At 40.5% G+C, this 19,607-nt stretch carries 20 protein-coding genes and 1 pseudogene; 17 read left to right on the top strand and 4 right to left on the bottom strand.

Annotated elements, in window-relative coordinates:
* The first annotated feature begins 4 nt into the window (after window positions 1-4).
* Window positions 5-538: a DUF2179 domain-containing protein gene (locus FQ085_RS15985; protein ID WP_149457134.1), complete on the top strand. Its 534-nt coding sequence runs from the start codon at window positions 5-7 to the stop codon at window positions 536-538.
* Window positions 539-644: 106 nt separating this feature from the next.
* Here FQ085_RS15985 and FQ085_RS15980 read toward each other — a convergent pair whose 3' ends face one another.
* Window positions 645-1,736: an FAD-dependent oxidoreductase gene (locus tag FQ085_RS15980; RefSeq protein ID WP_149457133.1), complete on the bottom strand. Its 1,092-nt coding sequence runs from the start codon at window positions 1,734-1,736 to the stop codon at window positions 645-647.
* Window positions 1,737-1,752: 16 nt separating this feature from the next.
* Entirely contained in the window at window positions 1,753-2,334 is a 582-nt protein-coding gene (locus tag FQ085_RS15975; protein ID WP_149457132.1) for a CDP-alcohol phosphatidyltransferase family protein, read from the bottom strand.
* 191 nt (window positions 2,335-2,525) lie between these two features.
* Between FQ085_RS15975 and FQ085_RS15970 the strand changes: the two genes are divergently transcribed.
* From FQ085_RS15970 to FQ085_RS15930, 9 genes are all read left to right on the top strand, one after another.
* A complete protein-coding gene (locus tag FQ085_RS15970; RefSeq protein WP_149457131.1) occupies window positions 2,526-4,409 on the top strand; it encodes an FAD-dependent oxidoreductase in 1,884 nt (627 codons plus the stop codon).
* Window positions 4,406-5,065, top strand: coding sequence for a TVP38/TMEM64 family protein (locus tag FQ085_RS15965; protein WP_071153380.1), 660 nt, complete (start codon window positions 4,406-4,408; stop codon window positions 5,063-5,065). The genes FQ085_RS15970 and FQ085_RS15965 overlap by 4 nt, the downstream gene beginning before the upstream one ends.
* Window positions 5,066-5,101: 36 nt before the next feature.
* Window positions 5,102-6,349: an ABC transporter substrate-binding protein gene (locus FQ085_RS15960; protein WP_058385382.1), complete on the top strand. Its 1,248-nt coding sequence runs from the start codon at window positions 5,102-5,104 to the stop codon at window positions 6,347-6,349.
* Entirely contained in the window at window positions 6,333-7,217 is an 885-nt protein-coding gene (locus tag FQ085_RS15955; protein ID WP_149457130.1) for an ABC transporter permease, read from the top strand. The genes FQ085_RS15960 and FQ085_RS15955 overlap by 17 nt, the downstream gene beginning before the upstream one ends.
* Window positions 7,217-8,032 carry an ABC transporter permease gene (locus FQ085_RS15950; RefSeq protein ID WP_149457129.1) on the top strand — a complete coding sequence of 272 codons (816 nt, stop codon included), beginning with the start codon at window positions 7,217-7,219 and terminating at the stop codon, window positions 8,030-8,032. Before FQ085_RS15955 ends, FQ085_RS15950 begins: the two co-directional genes overlap by 1 nt.
* A gap of 12 nt (window positions 8,033-8,044) precedes the next feature.
* Window positions 8,045-9,121 (top strand): ABC transporter ATP-binding protein, encoded by a 1,077-nt coding sequence (locus FQ085_RS15945; RefSeq protein ID WP_149457128.1) that lies wholly within the window; start codon window positions 8,045-8,047, stop codon window positions 9,119-9,121.
* Window positions 9,122-9,444: 323 nt separating this feature from the next.
* Entirely contained in the window at window positions 9,445-9,792 is a 348-nt protein-coding gene (locus tag FQ085_RS15940; protein WP_058385378.1) for an ArsR/SmtB family transcription factor, read from the top strand.
* Window positions 9,793-9,845: 53 nt separating this feature from the next.
* Window positions 9,846-10,262, top strand: a complete 417-nt coding sequence (arsC, locus tag FQ085_RS15935; RefSeq protein WP_262499827.1) for an arsenate reductase (thioredoxin) — start codon at window positions 9,846-9,848, stop codon at window positions 10,260-10,262.
* Window positions 10,263-10,423: 161 nt separating this feature from the next.
* A complete protein-coding gene (locus FQ085_RS15930; RefSeq protein WP_149457127.1) occupies window positions 10,424-12,019 on the top strand; it encodes a long-chain-fatty-acid--CoA ligase in 1,596 nt (531 codons plus the stop codon).
* A gap of 249 nt (window positions 12,020-12,268) precedes the next feature.
* Here FQ085_RS15930 and FQ085_RS15925 read toward each other — a convergent pair whose 3' ends face one another.
* Both FQ085_RS15925 and FQ085_RS18500 read right to left on the bottom strand, forming a co-directional pair.
* Window positions 12,269-12,475: a DUF1572 family protein gene (locus FQ085_RS15925; RefSeq protein WP_149457126.1), complete on the bottom strand. Its 207-nt coding sequence runs from the start codon at window positions 12,473-12,475 to the stop codon at window positions 12,269-12,271.
* Complete coding sequence (locus FQ085_RS18500) at window positions 12,447-12,533, bottom strand: DUF1572 family protein (protein ID WP_410477414.1); 87 nt, start codon at window positions 12,531-12,533, stop codon at window positions 12,447-12,449. The genes FQ085_RS15925 and FQ085_RS18500 overlap by 29 nt, the downstream gene beginning before the upstream one ends.
* A 914-nt stretch (window positions 12,534-13,447) precedes the next feature.
* Between FQ085_RS18500 and FQ085_RS15915 the strand changes: the two genes are divergently transcribed.
* The 7 genes and pseudogenes from FQ085_RS15915 (at window position 13,448) to FQ085_RS15885 (ending at window position 19,569) form a co-directional block, all read left to right on the top strand.
* Entirely contained in the window at window positions 13,448-13,696 is a 249-nt protein-coding gene (locus FQ085_RS15915) for an acyl carrier protein (protein ID WP_149457125.1), read from the top strand.
* Window positions 13,689-15,083: an AMP-binding protein gene (locus FQ085_RS15910; protein WP_149457124.1), complete on the top strand. Its 1,395-nt coding sequence runs from the start codon at window positions 13,689-13,691 to the stop codon at window positions 15,081-15,083. The genes FQ085_RS15915 and FQ085_RS15910 overlap by 8 nt, the downstream gene beginning before the upstream one ends.
* A 144-nt stretch (window positions 15,084-15,227) precedes the next feature.
* Entirely contained in the window at window positions 15,228-16,679 is a 1,452-nt protein-coding gene (locus FQ085_RS15905; protein ID WP_262499826.1) for an MBOAT family O-acyltransferase, read from the top strand.
* Between the two features lie 60 nt (window positions 16,680-16,739).
* On the top strand, window positions 16,740-17,666 hold the full coding sequence (locus tag FQ085_RS15900) for a hypothetical protein (protein ID WP_262499825.1): 927 nt from the start codon (window positions 16,740-16,742) through the stop codon (window positions 17,664-17,666).
* A gap of 234 nt (window positions 17,667-17,900) precedes the next feature.
* On the top strand, window positions 17,901-18,818 hold the full coding sequence (locus FQ085_RS15895) for a DMT family transporter (protein ID WP_149457123.1): 918 nt from the start codon (window positions 17,901-17,903) through the stop codon (window positions 18,816-18,818).
* A gap of 41 nt (window positions 18,819-18,859) precedes the next feature.
* Window positions 18,860-19,045, top strand: a pseudogene (locus FQ085_RS15890) (shikimate kinase); the annotation flags it as partial.
* Between the two features lie 62 nt (window positions 19,046-19,107).
* Window positions 19,108-19,569: an NUDIX domain-containing protein gene (locus FQ085_RS15885; protein WP_149457122.1), complete on the top strand. Its 462-nt coding sequence runs from the start codon at window positions 19,108-19,110 to the stop codon at window positions 19,567-19,569.
* Window positions 19,570-19,607: the final 38 nt, after the last annotated feature.

The raw sequence follows: 19,607 nt of genomic DNA, 5'->3' as shown, positions 1-19,607 counted from the left end.
TGTAGTGAGTTCGATTTTGTTGCTTATTGTCGTTATAAATGTTGCTTACATGACGCTTTTCACGTTGCGAATGATTTTAGTTATTAAAGGATATCGAAAAATCGCTGCATTTTTGTCTATGATTGAAGTGTTTATCTATTTAATGGGATTAACCATTGTTCTTGATAATTTAGATAACCCATTTAATCTGGCAGCCTATTGCTTAGGATGGGGAGCTGGAGTATATCTTGGAGGTATAATTGAAAACCGCTTAGCGCTTGGTTATATTGTTTTTGATATTATCGTCGATGCTCTCGAAATTGATTTGCCAATGCATCTACGTGGCAAAGGTTACGGAGTGACTTCCTGGACTGCTGAAGGAAAAGATGGAGAACGTCTGTGTTTAAAAGTTCTTGCTAAACGAAAAAATGAAGCTAAGCTTCGTAAGTTTGTTACACAGTTATCGCCAAAAGCCTTTATCATTTCCTATGAGCCTAGTCGCTATAACGGCGGATTTCTTATGGGGAGCTTTGAAGCAATGATGAAAATTAGTAAGTAAATACAAGCTATTTTAACAAAAGACTTCTTGTTCATTCAAGAAGTCTTTTGTCATCTATTCAAGTATAAGCAATCTGCAAATATTGGGCTGTCACGTAATAACTTTTTTATTCATAAAGATCCTTAAAGCGCCTCATAAACTTTCGGTCGATGCGCTGCTTGAGCTTCCAAGGGATTTTGCCATGTAGCAGTTGCTTACCATAAGAAAGAAATGCTTCGCCTTCGCCTGTCGATAAGATTGCGATGAATTTTTTTTGTGGATGGAATGGCAACAGCTGGTCTTTGGATAAGTGGTTAGTTAAGTTCTTCCAAAGAATCGGACCTTGCCGAACAGCGTATACCCCATTTTTCGCAAGCGTCGGATAGCGGGCGATTGTGATGCAATCCCCGGCACCAAAAATATCGGGGTACAGAACGCTTTGCAACGCCTCATTGACTAATAGAAATCCACTGGTATCTGTGGGTAATCCGGAAGTGCGGAACAAAGCTGCACTTTTGGGTCCTGTCAGCCAAAGAACAGCTGATTGGGGATGCTGTTGATTTGTGCTGGTGGTAACTCGGGTGTCATCAATCGCTTTAATTGACACGCCTGAGAAAAAAGACAGCGCTTTTTGTGTAGCGATCGCTTCGATTTTTTTCGAAGCCCGTTTGCCTTGTCCAATCAACAAAGCAGTTGAACTAAACAAGGCGATGTTTGCCGGTAAATTTTCTTGCTTTCTCCACGCAAGAACAGAAAAGGCCAATTCAACACCAGAAGCCCCTCCTCCAACAATCACGGGGTGTGCAGCATTGCGCACGTGTTTAAGTTGTTCTGGGAACCGGTAGTTGGGTTTAATCGATAAGGCGTGTTCTGATATAGACTCTGGGACATCTGTTTGGGATCCAATATCAAACGATACTGCGTCATACGAATAGATCGCATCGTCTGCACCAGTTAAGATTTTCGCTTTTGGATCAATAGAGATAATGGCATCTTCTACAAACAAAGCACCAATTTTTTTACACAGCTTTTTCAAATCAATTCGAATATCATCTAGGCTGTAAACACCTTCTGTGTAACCTGAGAACATGCCAGAATAATACTGATAAGGAGAAGCAGAAATCAACAAGACGCGCCAACTTTTCGAATGATCATTATTTAGCTGTTCTAGACAATGCAAATGTGCATGGCCGCCTCCTACTAAGATCAGAGTTTTCATATCATTTCACTTCTCCCTATTTCAAAATCCGCCTAGCTTCAGCCATGCGTTGACCTATCGTAACAAGCTGCACCGCGAAAAAAATCAGGGCAATCGTAGTTAAGTATGTTGAAAAAACAATCATTAGGGTAAAGAGTATAAAGCCTTCTGTTCTTTCAGCTAGTCCTGCCTGGTAATAGAATGATTTCATTCCTTCTTTATCTGCCAATGCACCAACTGTCAGAAAAACAGTCATGGCGACAATAATAGAGGCACTCAGCAACAACAATGCCCACATTGAATCGGGAAAGCGGAAGGCAAGTCCTAAAATGACACTGATTTCTACGAGGCGATCAAAGCTTATATCGAGCAATGTCCCCCAGGCAGACGGCTTGGTTTTTCTGGCCATCGTGCCATCGACTACATCCAAATAACCAGAAAACCACAAAACAACAACTGCCCAAAATGGCTGGTCTAAATAAATAAAAAGGCCTGAAGACATGCCGACAATAAAGGCGATTTTTGTTACACCATCAGCAGTGAAATTCAATTTAAGTAATAAATCTGCCGTCTTTTCAACAGTCGGCTGAACGTGTTTCCGTGCGTGCGTATCCAGCATCAAATGCACCTTCTTATTTTCAAGATAGTTTCAGTATATAATACAGAGCCGTTTCTAACCCGTAATTCCACTCGGATTTAAAATGAGCTGGATTTAAGACTAAGTATAAAGGACCGAGGGAAATTAAGAGTAAGTTTTCAGTATTTATTGTTAAGATAGAATTAATTCAGAAAAGAAAGGAAATGATATTGATGGTTAAAAATTATGATATCGCAATAATTGGAGCTGGCGCAGCTGGACTAACGGCCGCATTTACAGCAGCGGGGTTTTCAAAAAGCGTTGTGCTAATCGATAAAAATCTACCAGGCGGAGAATGTACTTGGTCGGGGTGTATTCCGAGTAAGTCATTAATCAATATCGCAAAAGAAGTTCATCACGCTAAGAAGTACACGCCAAGTCTTCAAGTTGATACTTCAGTCGTGTTAACAGACATCCAAGAAGTTATCCAAAAAGTTTATGCTGGTGAATCTCCGGAAGTATTGCAGCAATCGGGCATAGACTTTATGAATAGCTACGCCAAATTTGTTGGACCGCATACATTGGAGGTAGACGGTGAACGGATCGAAGCAAAGAAAATCATCTTGTCTACAGGATCATCACCAATGGTGCCACCAATAGATGGATTGGACAACGTGTCTTATTTAACAAATGAAACCATTTTCACACAGAAATCGTTCCCGAAAACGATGACTATTCTTGGTGGTGGAGCGATCGGAGTTGAACTGAGTCAAGCGTTAAACCGAATAGGTGTTAAGGTAACGCTTGTTGAAAAATTCGAACGGATTTTGCCGAAAGACGAAGAAGAATTAGTGTTGATGATCCAGCAGCGTTTAATTGATGAAGGTGTCATCATTCATACAGGTGCGACTGCTGTTCGAGCTGAGCAAAAAGACGACATTATCGACTTGAAAATCGAAAAAAATGGCAGCGAACTGACGGTTTCTGGTGAAGGACTGCTTGTTGCGCTTGGTCGTCAGGCAAACGTTAAAGGATACGGTCTGGAAACAGCAGGCGTTGAGTTTGATTCCAAAAAAATTCAAGTAGACGATCATTTAGAGACAACAACTAAAGGGATTTATGCGATTGGGGATGTTGTGGGTCCTTATCAATTATCCCATATGGCAAACGCACAAGGGATCACCGCTACTCAAAATGCCATTTTGCCGATTAACCGAAAAATGGATTACGAGCACGTGACTTGGTGTACATACACAGATCCTGAACTCGGCAGATCTGGTTTATCTGAAGAAGAAGCGCGTGAAAAATACGGCGATTCAATTCGCGTTTATGAACACCAGTATGCGGATTTAGACCGTGCCAATACGAAAAAAGATAGCATGGGCAAAGTGAAAATTATTTTGGATAAAAAAGGCTATATTTTGGGCGCGAGTATTTTGGGGGACCGTGCAGGTGAAATCATTAGCCAAATCCAAACCATTAAAACCTTGAAAATTAATATGGGCAAATTATCAGGAGTTATCCATCCCTACCCAACTTATAGTGAAGTATTGGTGAAAATCGGCAAGAAGGTTTATGTAGATAATTTATTGAACCAACCCCTCGTTAAAACTTTTAATAAAGCTAAAGATGGGGAATTATCAGTCGAAAAAATGGCGCTGTATGGTACTGCGGCTGTAGCAGGAATCAGCCTAGCGAACATTGCCATTCAAAACAGTGTCAAACCAAAGCTCGGTGAAAAAAACGGCCGCTTAAAAGAAATGCCCTCATCGCCCAATGCGGTGTCATCACAAACTACTGCTAAAGACAAGCATGTCCCAGCATGGCCTTACAACGGCAGTAAAAATGATGCTAAAAAAAGTTTGATCGGTATGCTAAAAGGTTATGAAGGTGCAGAAATTCGACAAAATGATGAAAATTACGTTTACGTTGTTGTTACGTCTAAAGCGCTTAAATTTAAAGATGATATTGAATTCTTGTTTAACGATGCTACTCAGCGAATTGAGTTCCGATCTGCTTCACGTGTAGGCTACTCAGATTGGGGCGTCAACCGAAAACGGTACGATGATATGAGAAATCGCTACTATAGCATCTCGACCCATCGCCTTAACTCATGAGTAAGAGTAGAGCGTTACAAATAGCTAAGTGGCTACTGATTGCTGTTGCAGTGGGACTGGTGATTTGGCTTAGCCGTTCTGTATTTCAAGTAGATGCCAACGACCTCCGTAAATGGATCCTGTCATTTGGATTGTGGTCACCGGTAATCTATATCTTAATCTATACAGTTCGACCATTGATCTTTTTTCCGGCATCGATCTTGTCAATCGCCGGCGGCTTAGCCTTTGGCGCCTGGCTGGGAACGCTTTATACCATTATCGGCGCGACACTCGGCGCGATGCTGTCATTTTATGTTGCCAAAACACTAGGCAACAAGCTAGTTCGCAAAACTTGGACTGGAAACGTTAGAAAAATTCAATCTCAAATGGAACAGAATGGCTTTTTTTACGTGTTGCTGTTTCGTTTTATTCCAGTCATTAATTTTGATTTGATTAGCTATGTTGCCGCATTTGCAAAGGTTCGTTTCACTTCCTTTGCTCTGGCTACTTTTATTGGTATCATTCCGGGCACTTTCGCTTACAATTTTTTAGGAAGTAGTTTTGTTAGCGGAAACCCGAAAATTATCATTCTCGCCGTTGTCGTTTTCGTTATTATGACAGTAGTGCCGATTACGTTGCGAAATCGCTGGAACAAAAAACAGCTGCTCGATAAATAATCACAAATTCATCAACGGATTTAGGAAGTGAAAATCATGAAGAACTACTTAGTGGTGACCTCAGGGATACTCGCTCTGTCTTTAGCTGCATGTGCTCAACAAGATCCAACTAGTAATGCAGAAGACGCGGATAACTTACTGGTAGACGACTGGCAACAAGTTTCGGAACTGGCCGCTGGACAAAAAGTCAACATTTACATGTGGGGAGGTAGCGAAAACATCAATCGCTACCTTGACGAGTGGGTCGCTCCTCGTTTGAAAGAAGACCATAATGTTGAGTTGAATCGTGTACCGATGAGTGATTCACAGGACATCATCAATCAGTTGCTTGATGAAAAATCAGCCGCTAAAACCGCAGGCAGTATGGACATTATTTGGATCAATGGCGAAAACTTTAAAACCGCTAAAGACAACGATTTGTTGTGGCAAGAATTTAGTGGGCAATTGCCGAATTTTAATGATTATGTCGACCAAAATGCACCTGATATTGCCAGTGATTTTGGTGAACCTGTAGAGGGATTAGAAGCACCGTGGGGCAAAGCGCAATTTGTTTTTGTTCACGATAAAAATAAGTCGGAAAATCCTCCGAAATCGATGGAAGAACTGGCCCAGTGGGTAGAAGCTAATCCCGGACAGTTTACGTATCCTGCGTTACCTGACTTCACAGGAAGTGCATTCGTCCGTCACGTGTTATACGAAACGACTGGCGGATATGAGCAATACCAAAAACCTGCTGCCGATATTGATGATTTAGCTACTCAATTAGAGCCAATGTGGGATTACTTAAACGCGCTTGAGCCGTATTTATGGCGTGAAGGCGAAACGTATCCAGAAAGTTTAGTTAAACAAGATCAATTGTTTGCAACTGGTGAAATCGGGATGACCATGAGCTACGATCCGATACTTGCTGCGAGCGAAGTATTGAAGGGGCGTTTTCCTGAATCGACACGAACATTCGTGTTAGATGCAGGCACGCTTGCTAATACACATTTTTTATCCATTCCATTTAATTCTTCTGCAAAAGCAGGGGCTATGGTCGCCATCAATGAAATGATGTCACCTGAAGCTCAAACTGCTAAATTGTCTCCTGAAAACTGGGGCAATTTAACAGCACTCGACTTAGATAAATTGTCTGCTGAGCAGCAACAAGCCATGAACGATGTCGAGTTAGGTGCGGCAACATTGTCACTTGATGAGTTGGAAGAACATCAAATTCCAGAACTGTCAGCGGATTATATCGAAATTATCGAAAAAGGATGGATGGAAAATGTGGCAAAAGAATAAACCCTATCTTTTGTTGCTGCCAGCCATCAGTGTCATTGTCCTCCTTTTTTTTGGAGGACTTTTTGACGGCTTGTTGAAAAGCTTCGGCTATTTTCCTGCAATCGGAGAAACGCGCTTTACACTGACCGCCTATACTGTGTTGCTGCGGTCGTCTGAATTTTGGGAATCACTTGAATTGACGCTACGTGTTGCTACGCTGTCTTCACTTTTAGCTGCAATATTAGGTGCTGGCATTGCCATTTCTTTATTCATGTTGAATAAATCAGCGAATTCTGGTGGTACGCAAATTTGGCACCGTCTGTTTCAATTGCCGTTAACGATTCCACATCTCGTGGGTGGTTATATTATCGTGTTGTTGTTTATGCAAAGTGGCTTTATTTCGAGGATTTTTGCGAATCTTGGCATGATTGATGCCATAACAGAGTTCCCGGTGCTGGTGAACGATTCGTTTGGCTGGGGCATCATTTTGACTTATGCATGGAAAGAAGCGCCTTTTGTGTCATTACTGATTTATCCAGTGCTGTCGCGTATTCATAGGTCTTGGCGCGACGTTGCTCGTGTTTTTGGAGCAAGCAACTGGAATTTCATTCGTGAAATTGTCCTGCCGGTTATCTTGCCAGCGTGGACTATTGCAACGTTTATCGTCTTTGTTTTCACCTTTTCGGCATTTGAAGTACCATTTTTACTAGGCGTTACATATCCTACTGTGTTGCCCGTGTATTCGTATCAACTTTATACCAGCGGCACATTAGCTGATCGACCAGAAGCGCTTGCCGTCAACATCGTGTTAGCTGTGTTAACCGTTTTACTCGGACTGGTCGTCTATTATTTCAGCAAACGCTGGAATGTCTTAAAGGGGTGGGATTGATGAAAAAGCCCCGCTCGTTAATGAAGCCTATTGCATATAGTTTATTGTTCATTTTTATCGTTCTGCCTTTTATTCCTTTACTATTATCGAGTGTTTCTTTCGGATGGCAGTGGCCCGCTATTGTGCCAGAATCAGTTAATCTTCGCGCGTGGGAATATGTGGTTAATGGGAATTCTGGTACTTGGCAAGCGGTCGGCGTTAGTCTAGTGATTGCGTTTATCGTCACAGCTGTGAATGTTCTGTTGGCAGTTCCTGCAGCAAATGCATTGGTGCGTTATCCGCTCCGCGGCAAGTGGCTCTTCGAAGCAATTATTCTTGCGCCGATTGTGATTCCACCTTTTGTCGCCGTGATGGGCATTCATTTGACGTTTTTGCGGCTTGGTTTGACTGAAACTATTTTCGGCGTCGTGTTAGCGCATATTGCACCGACTTTGCCGTACATGGTGCGCGCGGTTATGATCAGCTATCATACCTTATCAACCGACTGGGAAGATCAAGCGCGAATGCTGGGTGCGGGATCTGTTTCTCGCTTTACTTTTGTGGTGATTCCTCATTTATTGCCAGGCATTGCAGCAGGGGCGAGCTTGAGTATCTTGATTTCACTAAGTCAATACTTAATCACGTTCATTATCGGTTCAGGGCAAGTCGTAACCTTGCCCATTCTATTATTTCCGTTTATAAGCGGAGGTGACCCAGCTGTTGCATCTGCGTATTCCTTACTGTTCGCAGGAGTCGCCATTTTGACGTTGTTCGGTATGGACCTAGCCTTAAAGCGCTATTATCAAAACAAGAAAAATACTGCAGGGAAAATTTAAAGGAGTGTAACGATGGGTGATTTGCACATTGTAAATATCGAAAAGCATTACACATACAGTCATCAGAAAAGTGAGTCGGTCTTTTCCCTGCAACCCATTCAACTGACAATCCATGAGGGGGAATTCTTCTCGTTACTGGGTCCTTCCGGTTGTGGCAAGACGACGCTGTTAAAGTTAGTAGCGGGGTTATTGCCTGCAGATAACGGGGAGATTTGGATAGGAGATAACAATTTAACGACCGTTCCATCAGAAGCACGAAAGTTTGCCATGGTGTTTCAACAATCGTTGTTGTTTCCTCATATGACCGTAGAAGACAATGTGGCGTTCGGTTTAAAAATGCAAAAAGTTGGTAAAAAGATTCGGTTAGACCAGGCACGAAACATGTTAGCGCATGTCGGCTTAGCAGGTTATGGCAGTCGTTTTCCGAACGAACTCAGCGGTGGCCAGCAACAGCGAGTGGCATTAGCGAGAGCTCTTGTAGCTAATCCTCACGTGTTGTTAATGGATGAGCCGTTTAGTGCGTTAGATCCGAGCCTGCGAGAAGAAATGAGAGAATTGCTCCTGCAGATTCAGCAACAATTCCGAGTGACGGTGTTGTTTGTGACGCATGACCGGGAAGAAGCTTTCTATTTATCCGATCGAATTGGTGTTATAAGCGAGGGAACTTTGCTTCAAGTTGGCAAAGCCAAGGACTTGTATGAACGTCCTGAAAACGCAAAAGTCGCTTCGTTTTTAGGATTAAAAAATATCATTGAAGGCAAAATTTCAGGTGGACGTTTTTATTCAATTGCCTATAGTGGAATCGAATTCTCTGTGAATAGTACGGAAGTAGGCCCATGTTTTCTGATTCTGCGTCCAGAAGTACTGCAACTTGCAACAAAAAACATTCACTTGGCCTCAGACGCCATTCAGTTTACTGGGAAGGTCGATGGGCTTAGATTTAATCATGGGTTTTATTCAGCTAATATACAAGTAGGTAATTATTTAGTAGACTGTGCAGTCTCAAGTCAACAAGCTGACACAATAGCGGTTGGTGATGTGGTTGAATTGTTTGTGAATAATGAAGACTTGTGGTTTGTAAAGGAGTAATATAATATTCAAGATATGCGAGTCTGCATGAGTGTTGAATTTTTATTTTTTGAATAAAATATATCATTCAAAAGTTATTCACTCATTCGCCGGGTGCCTATTATGAATATATACAATATTTAGTCATTCACATTTTATTCATTCACTCATAATTCATATGAAGGGTGTTATTTTATTATTCATAATTTAACACTTTGCGTGCCTGAAACTTTGAGTTGATCGCTATGGAGTCTGAAACCCATTGTTAATCTGAAGAGCACGTTTATAAGCTTTGACTTATATAACGAAATTGTAATACACTAATTACAAAGGAGTGGGTTTTAGTGGAGACGTTAGCAAAACAAACGGCTGCTGAGGTCACAGCCTGCTTGAAAGCTGTCAGTGATCCAACACGCCTCATGATGATGAAATTGATGGAGACGAATGAATATTGTGTCTGTCAGTTTGTTGAGATGTTTGGTATGAGCCAGCCGGCCATTAGTCAGCATTTACGCAAGCTAAAACAAGTAGGACTGGTAAAAGAAAGTAGAAGAGGACAGTGGCGATTTTCTTCTATGAATCATGAATCAGTTCATGCTTCTTTGCTACTAAGTATAGTAAGTCACATCGGAGATACTGATGTGCGCCTTCAAGATTTGCGTGCTAAAGAAAAACCAGTAGATTGCTGTTAAATAAGCACAAATTGGATGAATTCGCGATGTTTTGTCGCAAAGGAGAACTGACTGTGAAAAAAACCATTTACTTTTTATGTACCGGAAATTCTTGCCGAAGCCAAATGGCTGAAGGCTGGGCAAAACAACATTTAGCAGCAGAGTGGGATGTTTACAGCGCTGGAATTGAAGCGCATGGGTTGAATCCGAATGCTGTGAAAGCAATGGAAGAAGTGGCAATAGATATTTCCACTCAAACATCAGATGTTATTGACGAAGATTTACTTCATCGTGCGGATTTTATCGTAACTTTATGTGGTGATGCAGCGGATAAATGTCCGGTCACACCTAGTCATATCCGACGTGAACATTGGGGCTTTGAAGACCCAGCAAAAGCACAAGGAACAGAAGAAGAAAAGTGGGCTGTGTTCCAAACGGTTCGTGACGCTATTGGAACACGCATCGAATCATTTGCGAAAACGGGCATTTAATAAAAGTACTTTTACAAAAACCACAAGCAGATCAAAAGCTTGTGGTTTTTCATTACTCTGAAATGTTGAACGATTCCAAAAACTGTATTGACACAGTTCAAGGGGCTATTTATACTTGCTATACAACAGTTCAGCTATCTTCACATGAGAGGGGTTCTATTATGCTGGCAACGTTAACACCACTTGATTGGAAACGACGTGCGGTCAAATACTATCCGGAGAAAGTTGCGGTAATTGACGGCGATAAGAAGTTTACATACAAAGAGTTTGGCAAACGAGTAGATCGACTCTCTATCGCGTTACATCATGCGGGGATTGGCAACAAAGATCATGTGGCGGTTATGCTGCCGAATAATCACGCGATGCTTGAATGCTTTTATGGCATTACGCCACTCGGAGCGGTTATTGTGCCACTCAATTACCGGTTATCGACAAAAGATTTAACGTATATTTTAAAACATAGTGACGCAAAAATGCTGATTGTCGATGCTGAGTTTGGCAAAATGCTTGAAGAGGTACAAGACGAGCTACCGATCGAAAAATACATTGTTGTCGCTGTAGATGGCTTTGATTCAACCATTAATGGGGAAGATTACGAAGATTTTATCGGAAATGTAGCAGATGATGCGAAAGTGCCTTACGTTGAGTTAGATGAAAACCAAATGCTGTCGTTAAATTATACGAGTGGGACAACTTCTAGCCCTAAAGGCGTAATGCAAACGCATCGTACCAATTACATGAATGCCGCAAACTTTTTGCATCATTTGGAGATCAAATTTGATGATGTGTATTTGCATACCTTGCCCATGTTTCATACAAACGGTTGGGGCGGTGTATGGGCCATTACTGCAGCGGGAGCGACGCATGTGTGCTTACGTAAAGTAGACCCACCGCTAATTTTAGATTTATTTGAAAGTCATGGCATTACGTCACTTTGCGGGGCGCCAACTGTAGTCAATATGCTCGTTAATGAACCTAAAGCAAAAGAACTGCAGTTAACGCACACGATCCGCATGGGAACTGCGGGCGCTCCACCTGCAGCGGCATTGATTGCCAAAGCGCAAAGTATCCTCGGATTGAATATGATGCATGTATACGGCTTAACAGAAACGTCTCCGTTTATTTTGTACTGTGAATGGAAAAATGAGTTCAACGATTTAGACGCTGAACATCAAGCATCTATAAAAGCACGCCAAGGAATAGAACTCGCTTTTAACGGAGAGACCAAAGTGGTTAACCAAGAAGACGGGGAAGAAGTGGCTTGGAACGGCAAAGAACTGGGGGAAATCGTCACGCGGGGCAATGTCGTGATGGCTGGCTACTATAAAGATCCTGAAAAAACAGCAGAAGCAATTCGTGACGGTTGGTTTTACACAGGCGATTTGGCGGTGACGCATCCAGATGGCTTTATCGAAATTCAAGATCGCATGAAAGACATGATCATTTCTGGTGGCGAAAACATTTCCTCTACAGAAATTGAAGGTGTTTTGTATAAGCATCCGGCCATTGCTGAAGTGGCTGTGATTGCTGTGCCGGATGAAAAATGGGGAGAAGTGCCAAAAGCTATTGTTGTGCTACATCAAGGAGTACAAGCGACCGAACAAGAAATTCTGGATTATACGCGTGAACACATGTCACGTTTCAAAGTGCCAAAATCTGTAGACTTTGTTGAAGCGTTACCTAAAACTGCAACCGGTAAACTGCAGAAGTTCCAGTTACGAGAAATATATTGGGGTCGTGGAAAAAAAGTAAATTAACGTTAAAAACCGTCTATTCATGAATAGACGGTTTTTGTAATTCATCATGGTGATAAAACGGCTATAAAGATTAAGGTGAACACCAAACTAATAACAGTTGATATCACCCAGTAATTTCTGTCGCGAATATTGAGTAAAAGAAATCCTACGATAAAATTAATGAGTAACATAGCGATAAGCACAATAACAATGATAAGCGGTACATATAACATCAAGAGCTCCTCCGATCGTTTTATTGGCTATGTTAAATTAAGAATGGTGTTTCTTGAACTCTGACTGTAAATACGTTTCCGATTCACCACGAATGGTGATACTTTTTAATGAATCCCGGCTTTCTAAACTTCTCAATGTAGTCCAGCCTCTTCCCCAAACGATGATCAATTCTTGTATGGAGAGAATGTCATCTACAAATTCCTGATTACGATTTCTAGAAGATTCTAAATACCATGTTTCCATTTACATGCTTGACGATAATTCCTACGCTATTAGAAGCCTCGTTTAAACTCCAGTGTATATCCGTCTGAGATAATTGATTGATGGTTCGATCCCCAGATCCTTAACACTTTGACACCTCTCTTGAATCACCTTCACCTAGTCTTTTCCGAGTTCCATACGTACACACTCCTTCATTTTTATAAATGCCGAGTTGTAAAAAAGTGTTTTGCATACATATATATCGCATTTGATCATGAAAAAGAAGAGCGGAAGAGTAAAACCTACAAAAATCCCAATTATTCTTTCGCTCCTTCCATTTTCCGTCTTCATTATTGAAGTGTTTTATCGTCCAGAATCTATTACGGCACTTGTATGGTCTTCTATAGAAACTAAATATCCATCATTATATCTAATCCCGCCGTGAGACAAGTTGTTGCTTTCGTGATAGTTAGTTACGATAAAATCTTTTGCGTAATGAAAGGCAGCCATTTCGTTTGCTTTATGTTCGCTATACACATAAACTGCACCCACGATTATTCCAATAATCAAAAGAGAGATGAAAATACGGTTATGATTTTTTTATGAAATTCGCTCCTAACTTTCATTATATGTTAAAAATGTAAAGGCATATGACATTTACTGTTCTGCTTAGAATAACTGAACGGTCGGATTTTTTCCTGATTCTAACAAGAAAGATTCCTATTTTTTGACGCCATCCTAAATCGGGTGATTTACAGTACTCAATCCATGGTTATTAGAGGCAAATTTCGATACATTAAAGACGCACAATTCAGTTATAAAGATGAAAAAAACACCTGTTGTTACGATATTGACTTTTCTCTTCATATATTTATAATTGATTATGAGAATCATTTTCAATAAGATTATTGAAAGATACTTCCTAGGAAGAGTTAAAGGGAGTAACAGTTTATAAAAGCCATCGTTCCGCTAAAGCAGACGCTAGTGGACATAACTATTGAAAGGGTGTAAATGATGAAAAATATCGAAAAATATAGAAGTGCATTTATGGATGCGTTGGAATTGGAAGAAGACCAGGTAAGTGAAGAGTTAGCATTAGGAAAAACAAGAGAATGGGATTCACTTGGACATATGATTCTGATTTCTACGATGGAAGAGGTTTTTGAAGTGTCAATAGATGCTGAATGGATGACAGAATTCGATTCGTATAAGGCAGGAAAAGAGCTTTTGAATCGTTTAGGAGTAGACTTTGTAAATGAATAGGTTCCAAAAGCTTGAGGAGTTTGGCAACCGCACCGCTATCTATGCAGAGCGAGAATACTCTTACGCTGAAATGGTAGAGGTTGCTGACGCTATTTGCAGTCATGTAGGTGAAAGAACGCTTGTTTTTTGTTTATCTTCAAATAACAAAGAGTCTTTATTTGGCTACGTGGGCTTTATGAGAGGGTATGTTGTCCCTGTCTTGTTAGATGCATCTATCCAGGTAGAGCGGTTGCAAAAACTAATCGAGCTTTATAAACCTGCGTACATTTGGGCGAGTAGTGAAAATCAAGAGCTCTTAAATACAATGGAACAATCTTTTGTGTTTGAAGATTACACATTATTCAAATGTTCGACAGCTATTCAACATGATTTTGATGAACATCTTGCGCTCCTTTTAACGACCTCAGGAAGTACTGGCAGCCCCAAATATGTACGCTTAAGTTATGAAAATATCTTCAAAAACGCTGAATCGATCGTGAAGTACCTTGATATTAAGGCGGACGATAAACCGATCACCACACTTCCTATGAATTACTCTTATGGGCTGTCGATCATCAACAGTCACTTCATTAGTGGAGCGACCATAATTGTCACGGATGCATCGATCATGAAAAAAGAGTTTTGGGAAGTATGCAAAGAGCAGGGAGCCACAACTTTTGGAGGCGTTCCTTTTGTCTATGAGATGCTCGATCGGCTGAAGTTTGAAGAGATGGATCTTCCAAGTTTGAAAAAACTAACGCAAGCAGGCGGTAAATTAAGTCCAGAGCTATTCGCTAAATTTTCAGATATGTGTAGTCAAAAAGGGATTCAATTTTTTACTATGTACGGGCAAACAGAAGCAACGGCACGGATGAGCTATTTACCGGTCGAAAAAACCCTGGTTAAAGCCGGAAGCATTGGAATCGCCATACCAGGTGGCGAACTGATGCTGCAAGATGACAACGGCCACAACATTACAACGCCTCATGAAATCGGCGAATTGGTATACAAAGGAGCCAATGTTTCTTTAGGGTATGCCGAGTCATTAGTCGATTTATCGAAAAGAGATGACAACAATGGGTCGCTGCACACAGGTGATTTGGCTTACTTTGATCAGGACGGTTATTTTTACATCACTGGACGAATCAAAAGAGTCATTAAAGTCGCTGGAAGCCGCATCAGTTTAGATGAAGTGGAAGAACTTTTAACTGAGCATGGTCATGACTGTGTTTGCGCGGGGACAGATGACCAACTGATCGTTTACACGTTAAAAGAAGATCTGCTTCACATTAAAAAAATAATTAAGGAAAAATTAAACTTAAGGGGCGTTAAGATTATCAGAATTGAGGAATTCCCACGTACCCCTTTTGGGAAGATCCTTTATTCCGAGTTACTTACATCTAAATAATTTATGATCACCTTAACCCGTAACAGGAGATGTAATAGATGTGACAAAAGCTTATCTACTGAAAGTTGAAATTGAGTGTAGGTAAAGTACTTGTTTATCTCGTTTTGTGTAAAATCTTAAGTTTATTTTTGATCAGGTGATTGGATGACTTTTATATCAATTGAGTTTCTGTTATTTTTTGCAGGAATCGTTTTTACGTATTATTTTATTCCACACAAGTGGAGATGGATTCTTTTACTAGCTGCCAGCTACAGTTTTTACGCTACGTTGAGCAGCTACTTTGTCTTGTTACTACTTACGAGCACAGTGTTTACTTATTTTACGGGAATCGTCATTGAAAAACAGGAAACCAAACAACAGAAGAAAAGAGCCATGCTAGTTGGAATTTGCGTATTGCTGTTTTTTCTCGGCTGGTTTAAATACTTTAATTTTGTAAATGACTCGATTCGAGCCATTTCAACATACATGAATTGGAATTATGCCATACCCTATCAAGAAATTATCCTGCCTTTAGCTATTTCTTTTTATACCTTTCAGGCAGTCAGTTATCTTGTCGACATCTCCAGAGGCAAGCAAAAAGCAGAAAGACATTACGGCTATTTCTCCATCTATTTTGCATTTTTCCCGCAATTGGTTGCTGGACCGATTGAACGTGCTAAGAAATTGCTTCCTCAATTCAAAGTTGAACAAACCTTAAACTATAACAACATAAGCTACGGAATGAAGCGAATCGCATGGGGATTTTTTAAGAAAACATTGATTGCGGATCGACTCGCTCCAATTGTAGCGAGTGTTTACGATAGTCCTGACCCAACCGGTTCTCAAATTGTCCTAGCGACGATTCTGTTCTCGGTTCAATTGTATGCTGATTTTTCAGCACTCAGCGACATTGCCATTGGTTGCGCACGAATGCTTGGTATTAGACTTACCGAAAACTTTAAGCAACCGCATTTTGCCACGTCAATCGGAGATTTCTGGAATAGATGGCACATTACGCTTTCGACATGGCTTAGAGACTATATCTTTATGCCTTTATGTAAAGGGAAAAAGAAAAGAAGCGAAATTTATGTAGCTATCATCATTACGTTTTTAATAAGTGGCGTTTGGCACGGAGCGGCATGGACTTTTGTTTTATGGGGGCTCATTCATGGGTTTTACCGTGCTTTTGGAGATCACACAAAACATTTTCGTGGAAAAATGGCGACGTTTATTCATTTGGATCAGAGTCCATCGCTGCATAAATGGATGAAAATCACCACCACTTTTTTGCTTGTGTGTTTTTCGCGCGTGTTCTTCCGATCGGATTCCGTTACCGCCGCATTTGAACATGCGCAACAGTTCTTATCGCCTAGCTCGTGGAGCCCATCTGGAATCATTGGGGCGTTTGAGATGTTTTCACTACTCGACTTAATGATTTTTAGCTTTTTCTTTATCGTTATGCAACTGTTTCATTATATCGAAAGAAACAATACCTCAACGTGGAACTGGCTATCGCAACGCCCAGCAGTTGCTCGTTTTGCCGTGTATGTATTAATCGTTGTATCAGTTCTGGTGTTCGGTGCTACAGGTCAAGGATTTGTTTACGGTGGGTTTTAATCATAAACAAACGGACTCATGTGCGTGCCAGACTATCAGTTTAGTAAAAAGAGGACAAGATTGAAAGGATTTGCCATGGGCCGTTTATTCATTAAGTTAACTAGTATCATCACTGTGGCTTTACTGCTGTTTATACCAGTGAATAACTTTGTCAAGCAGTCTCGGAGTTACAACATCAACGAGGACATCCTGACGTTTAAGAAAGATCCTTATCCCGTTGACGTCATCAATTTAGGTGCCTCTCATTCCATGTATGGTTATTATTTTAAGCCAACGGGTTTGGCTCATTTGGATTTAGCTCTTCCTGGTCAGGCGCTCGAATACGATTTTAAATTATTGAAAGAGTATGGTGAGTATTTGAAATCGGATGGAGTTGTCATAGTATCCATTTCTCAAATGACGTTCATAAATAGTGAGAACGAGGATGTAGACGAAGGACGTTATTATGAAATTTTAGATCGTACGCAAATTGAATCGTTTCGATTGTTGGATTATTATAAGTACATGTATTTTCCAGGCACAAATAGTGACAATTTTACTTCTGCGCTCTCAAGCAAATGGAAAGGCCTTAAATGGACTTCTCATCAATCTTGGGCAAATAATGGGGAAAATTATGCAGAAAGAAAAACCGAATACGTAGAAGAGCAATATAGAAAAGCAATTGAGCATAATTACATGGAACAAAACCTAGAGCAGTTAAAAGAAATATTGGAATATTGTCAAGAGCAGGGTTACGAGGTCATTTTAACTATGGAGCCCGTACACAAGACGTACCAAGAACATTTCGATGAAGAAGTCATGAATCGACTTGTTTTTCAGTATTTAAACACGCTTGAAACAAATGTCCCTTTTTTAAATTATATGAACGATGAACGTTTCACAGACAACAAAGCGTATTTTATTGATTCCGACCATTTGAATAGTGAAGGAAGAAAAAAATATTCTTGGATTGTTTACGAAGAACTCAAGCGTTTAGGGTATTTCTGAGCTATTTATTATTAAAAAACAGCACCTCCATTGGTAGACACAACTACAATGGAGGTGCTGTTTTTATATGGAGAAATTTATGGTTAAAGCCACGATACCTTCTAGTCGGAACTATTTAATGCTAAAAAGGTATCTGACCAGAACAAAAATAAAATGTATTTTCATCCAAATATGTCTTTGATGAGGTAACAAGTCCTGTGGTAGGATAAATGGATTATAGTTAGGAGGGATAGGGTGGAAAATAAATCAGCGTGGCTACTTATTGCAATCGGTGCTTCACTATGGGGCGTTATCGGGGTTTTTGTCACTTACCTTTATGAAGTAGGGTTTACGCCACTAGAAGTTGTCGCTGTGCGTGTGTTAACGGCATCCATCTTTATGGTTCCTTATGTTTTGATGAAAAATCGGAAGTTGTTCAAAATAAAGGTGAAGGATTCTAGGTATTTCATAGGTACCGGTATTATTAGTATTGTTCTCTTTAATTGGTGTTTGTTTAGTTCAATGAAAGAGTCTTCCATTTCGGCTGCCTTTATTTTGCTGTATACAGCCCCGGCGTTCGTGACGATTTTATCGCGAATCTTCTTTAAAGAAGCATTAACCGCTCGCAAACTTACGGCCCTCCTCGTTACGTTAATAGGGTGCTCGCTTGTTATTGGAATCTTTTCTAGTTCTACCACATCCATTTCACTTTATGGATTAATTCTTGGACTAGGATCAGGATTTTTCTATGCCCTCTACAGCATATTTGGAAAAGCAGCCTTATCAAAATATGACTCGTTAACCGTTACGGTATACACGTTTCTTTTCGCGACCGTGGCTATCGTTCCTTTTAGTGGATTGGGTTCGAAACTTTCTACTTTGACGGATTTAAAAGTACTTGGACTGGTAATTGGACTTGGCTTTCTTTCGACCATGTTGCCATTTATTTTCTACACAAAAGGTCTTCAATATGTCGAGTCAAGCCGCGCCTCCATTATCGCAACGATTGAACCAGTCGTCGCTTCAGTCGTAGGGTTCTTTATCTTTAATGAAACGTTATCAACGTGGCAATACGTAGGTATGATTATGGTGATCAGCTCGGTCATCATTGTGCAGGAATCCAAGAAACAAAAAGCCAATCGCTCCCAGCAATTTGACCAAGCTGGCGCGTGATTTAGTTAAACAACCTCTTTACTACTCGATAGGAGGATATGATGAAGTTTATCATGCTATTTGGTCCACAAGCTGTCGGCATGATGACGATCGGACATGAACTTGAAAAAAACACTTTGTTAAAACTGTTTCACAATCATATGACCATTGAACTGTTGCCTCCTTTATTTGAGTTTGGTGATGAAACGTGGCGGCTTTCGACCCTGTTTCGTCAAGAAATCTTCAAATTTAGTTTAAAGCAGAAAATGAATTTTGATAATAAGTATTTCAAAACGGAGGAGCTTGTAACATGCATATACGAAATTCAGCCAAAGCCGTGATACAAAAAGAAGGTCACGTGCTACTGACGAAAAATAAAGACGCAGAAGGCATCTTTTATTTGTTTCCTGGTGGGGGACAAGAGCACGGAGAAGTACTAGTCCAAACCATTAAACGAGAATGCTTAGAAGAAATAGGGTACCAAGTTACAGTGGGAGAACTGTTACATATACGCGAATACGTAGGAAAAAACCATGAACATGCGCATGATCGAGACGTTCACCAAATTGAATTTTATTTTGTTTGTACAATCGATGCTCAACCGGTAGAAATGATTGTGCCGTCTAATCCTGATTCTCATCAAATCGGTAGTGAGTGGATAGCAATTGCTAAATTACAGGAGTACCGTATATATCCGAAAGGGATTCGGTTACCGATCCAGCAGTTTGCAGAGAATCAGAAAAATGTTGTGTATTTAGGAGATATAAACTAAACGAAAAAGAAAGTATGGGTTTTTATTATAAATGTAGT

Source organism: Planococcus sp. ANT_H30, from assembly GCF_008369335.1.
Lineage (GTDB): Bacteria > Bacillota > Bacilli > Bacillales_A > Planococcaceae > Planococcus > Planococcus kocurii.
Note: the sequence above shows the minus strand (reverse complement) of the source record. Positions and strands in the feature narration are given on the sequence as shown.

What these genes read in the sequence shown, in the direction of transcription:
- FQ085_RS15915 (WP_149457125.1), top strand. Translation starts at nt 13,448, where the DNA reads ATGAAAAATATCGAAAAATATAGAAGTGCATTTATGGATGCGTTGGAA.
- FQ085_RS15925 (WP_149457126.1), bottom strand. Translation starts at nt 12,475, where the DNA reads ATGGAAACATGGTATTTAGAATCTTCTAGAAATCGTAATCAGGAATTT.
- FQ085_RS15905 (WP_262499826.1), top strand. Translation starts at nt 15,228, where the DNA reads ATGACTTTTATATCAATTGAGTTTCTGTTATTTTTTGCAGGAATCGTT.
- FQ085_RS15910 (WP_149457124.1), top strand. Translation starts at nt 13,689, where the DNA reads ATGAATAGGTTCCAAAAGCTTGAGGAGTTTGGCAACCGCACCGCTATC.
- FQ085_RS15975 (WP_149457132.1), bottom strand. Translation starts at nt 2,334, where the DNA reads ATGCTGGATACGCACGCACGGAAACACGTTCAGCCGACTGTTGAAAAG.
- FQ085_RS15950 (WP_149457129.1), top strand. Translation starts at nt 7,217, where the DNA reads ATGAAAAAGCCCCGCTCGTTAATGAAGCCTATTGCATATAGTTTATTG.
- FQ085_RS15965 (WP_071153380.1), top strand. Translation starts at nt 4,406, where the DNA reads ATGAGTAAGAGTAGAGCGTTACAAATAGCTAAGTGGCTACTGATTGCT.
- FQ085_RS15960 (WP_058385382.1), top strand. Translation starts at nt 5,102, where the DNA reads ATGAAGAACTACTTAGTGGTGACCTCAGGGATACTCGCTCTGTCTTTA.
- FQ085_RS15885 (WP_149457122.1), top strand. Translation starts at nt 19,108, where the DNA reads ATGCATATACGAAATTCAGCCAAAGCCGTGATACAAAAAGAAGGTCAC.
- FQ085_RS15980 (WP_149457133.1), bottom strand. Translation starts at nt 1,736, where the DNA reads ATGAAAACTCTGATCTTAGTAGGAGGCGGCCATGCACATTTGCATTGT.
- FQ085_RS15945 (WP_149457128.1), top strand. Translation starts at nt 8,045, where the DNA reads ATGGGTGATTTGCACATTGTAAATATCGAAAAGCATTACACATACAGT.
- FQ085_RS15970 (WP_149457131.1), top strand. Translation starts at nt 2,526, where the DNA reads ATGGTTAAAAATTATGATATCGCAATAATTGGAGCTGGCGCAGCTGGA.
- FQ085_RS15955 (WP_149457130.1), top strand. Translation starts at nt 6,333, where the DNA reads ATGTGGCAAAAGAATAAACCCTATCTTTTGTTGCTGCCAGCCATCAGT.
- FQ085_RS15930 (WP_149457127.1), top strand. Translation starts at nt 10,424, where the DNA reads ATGCTGGCAACGTTAACACCACTTGATTGGAAACGACGTGCGGTCAAA.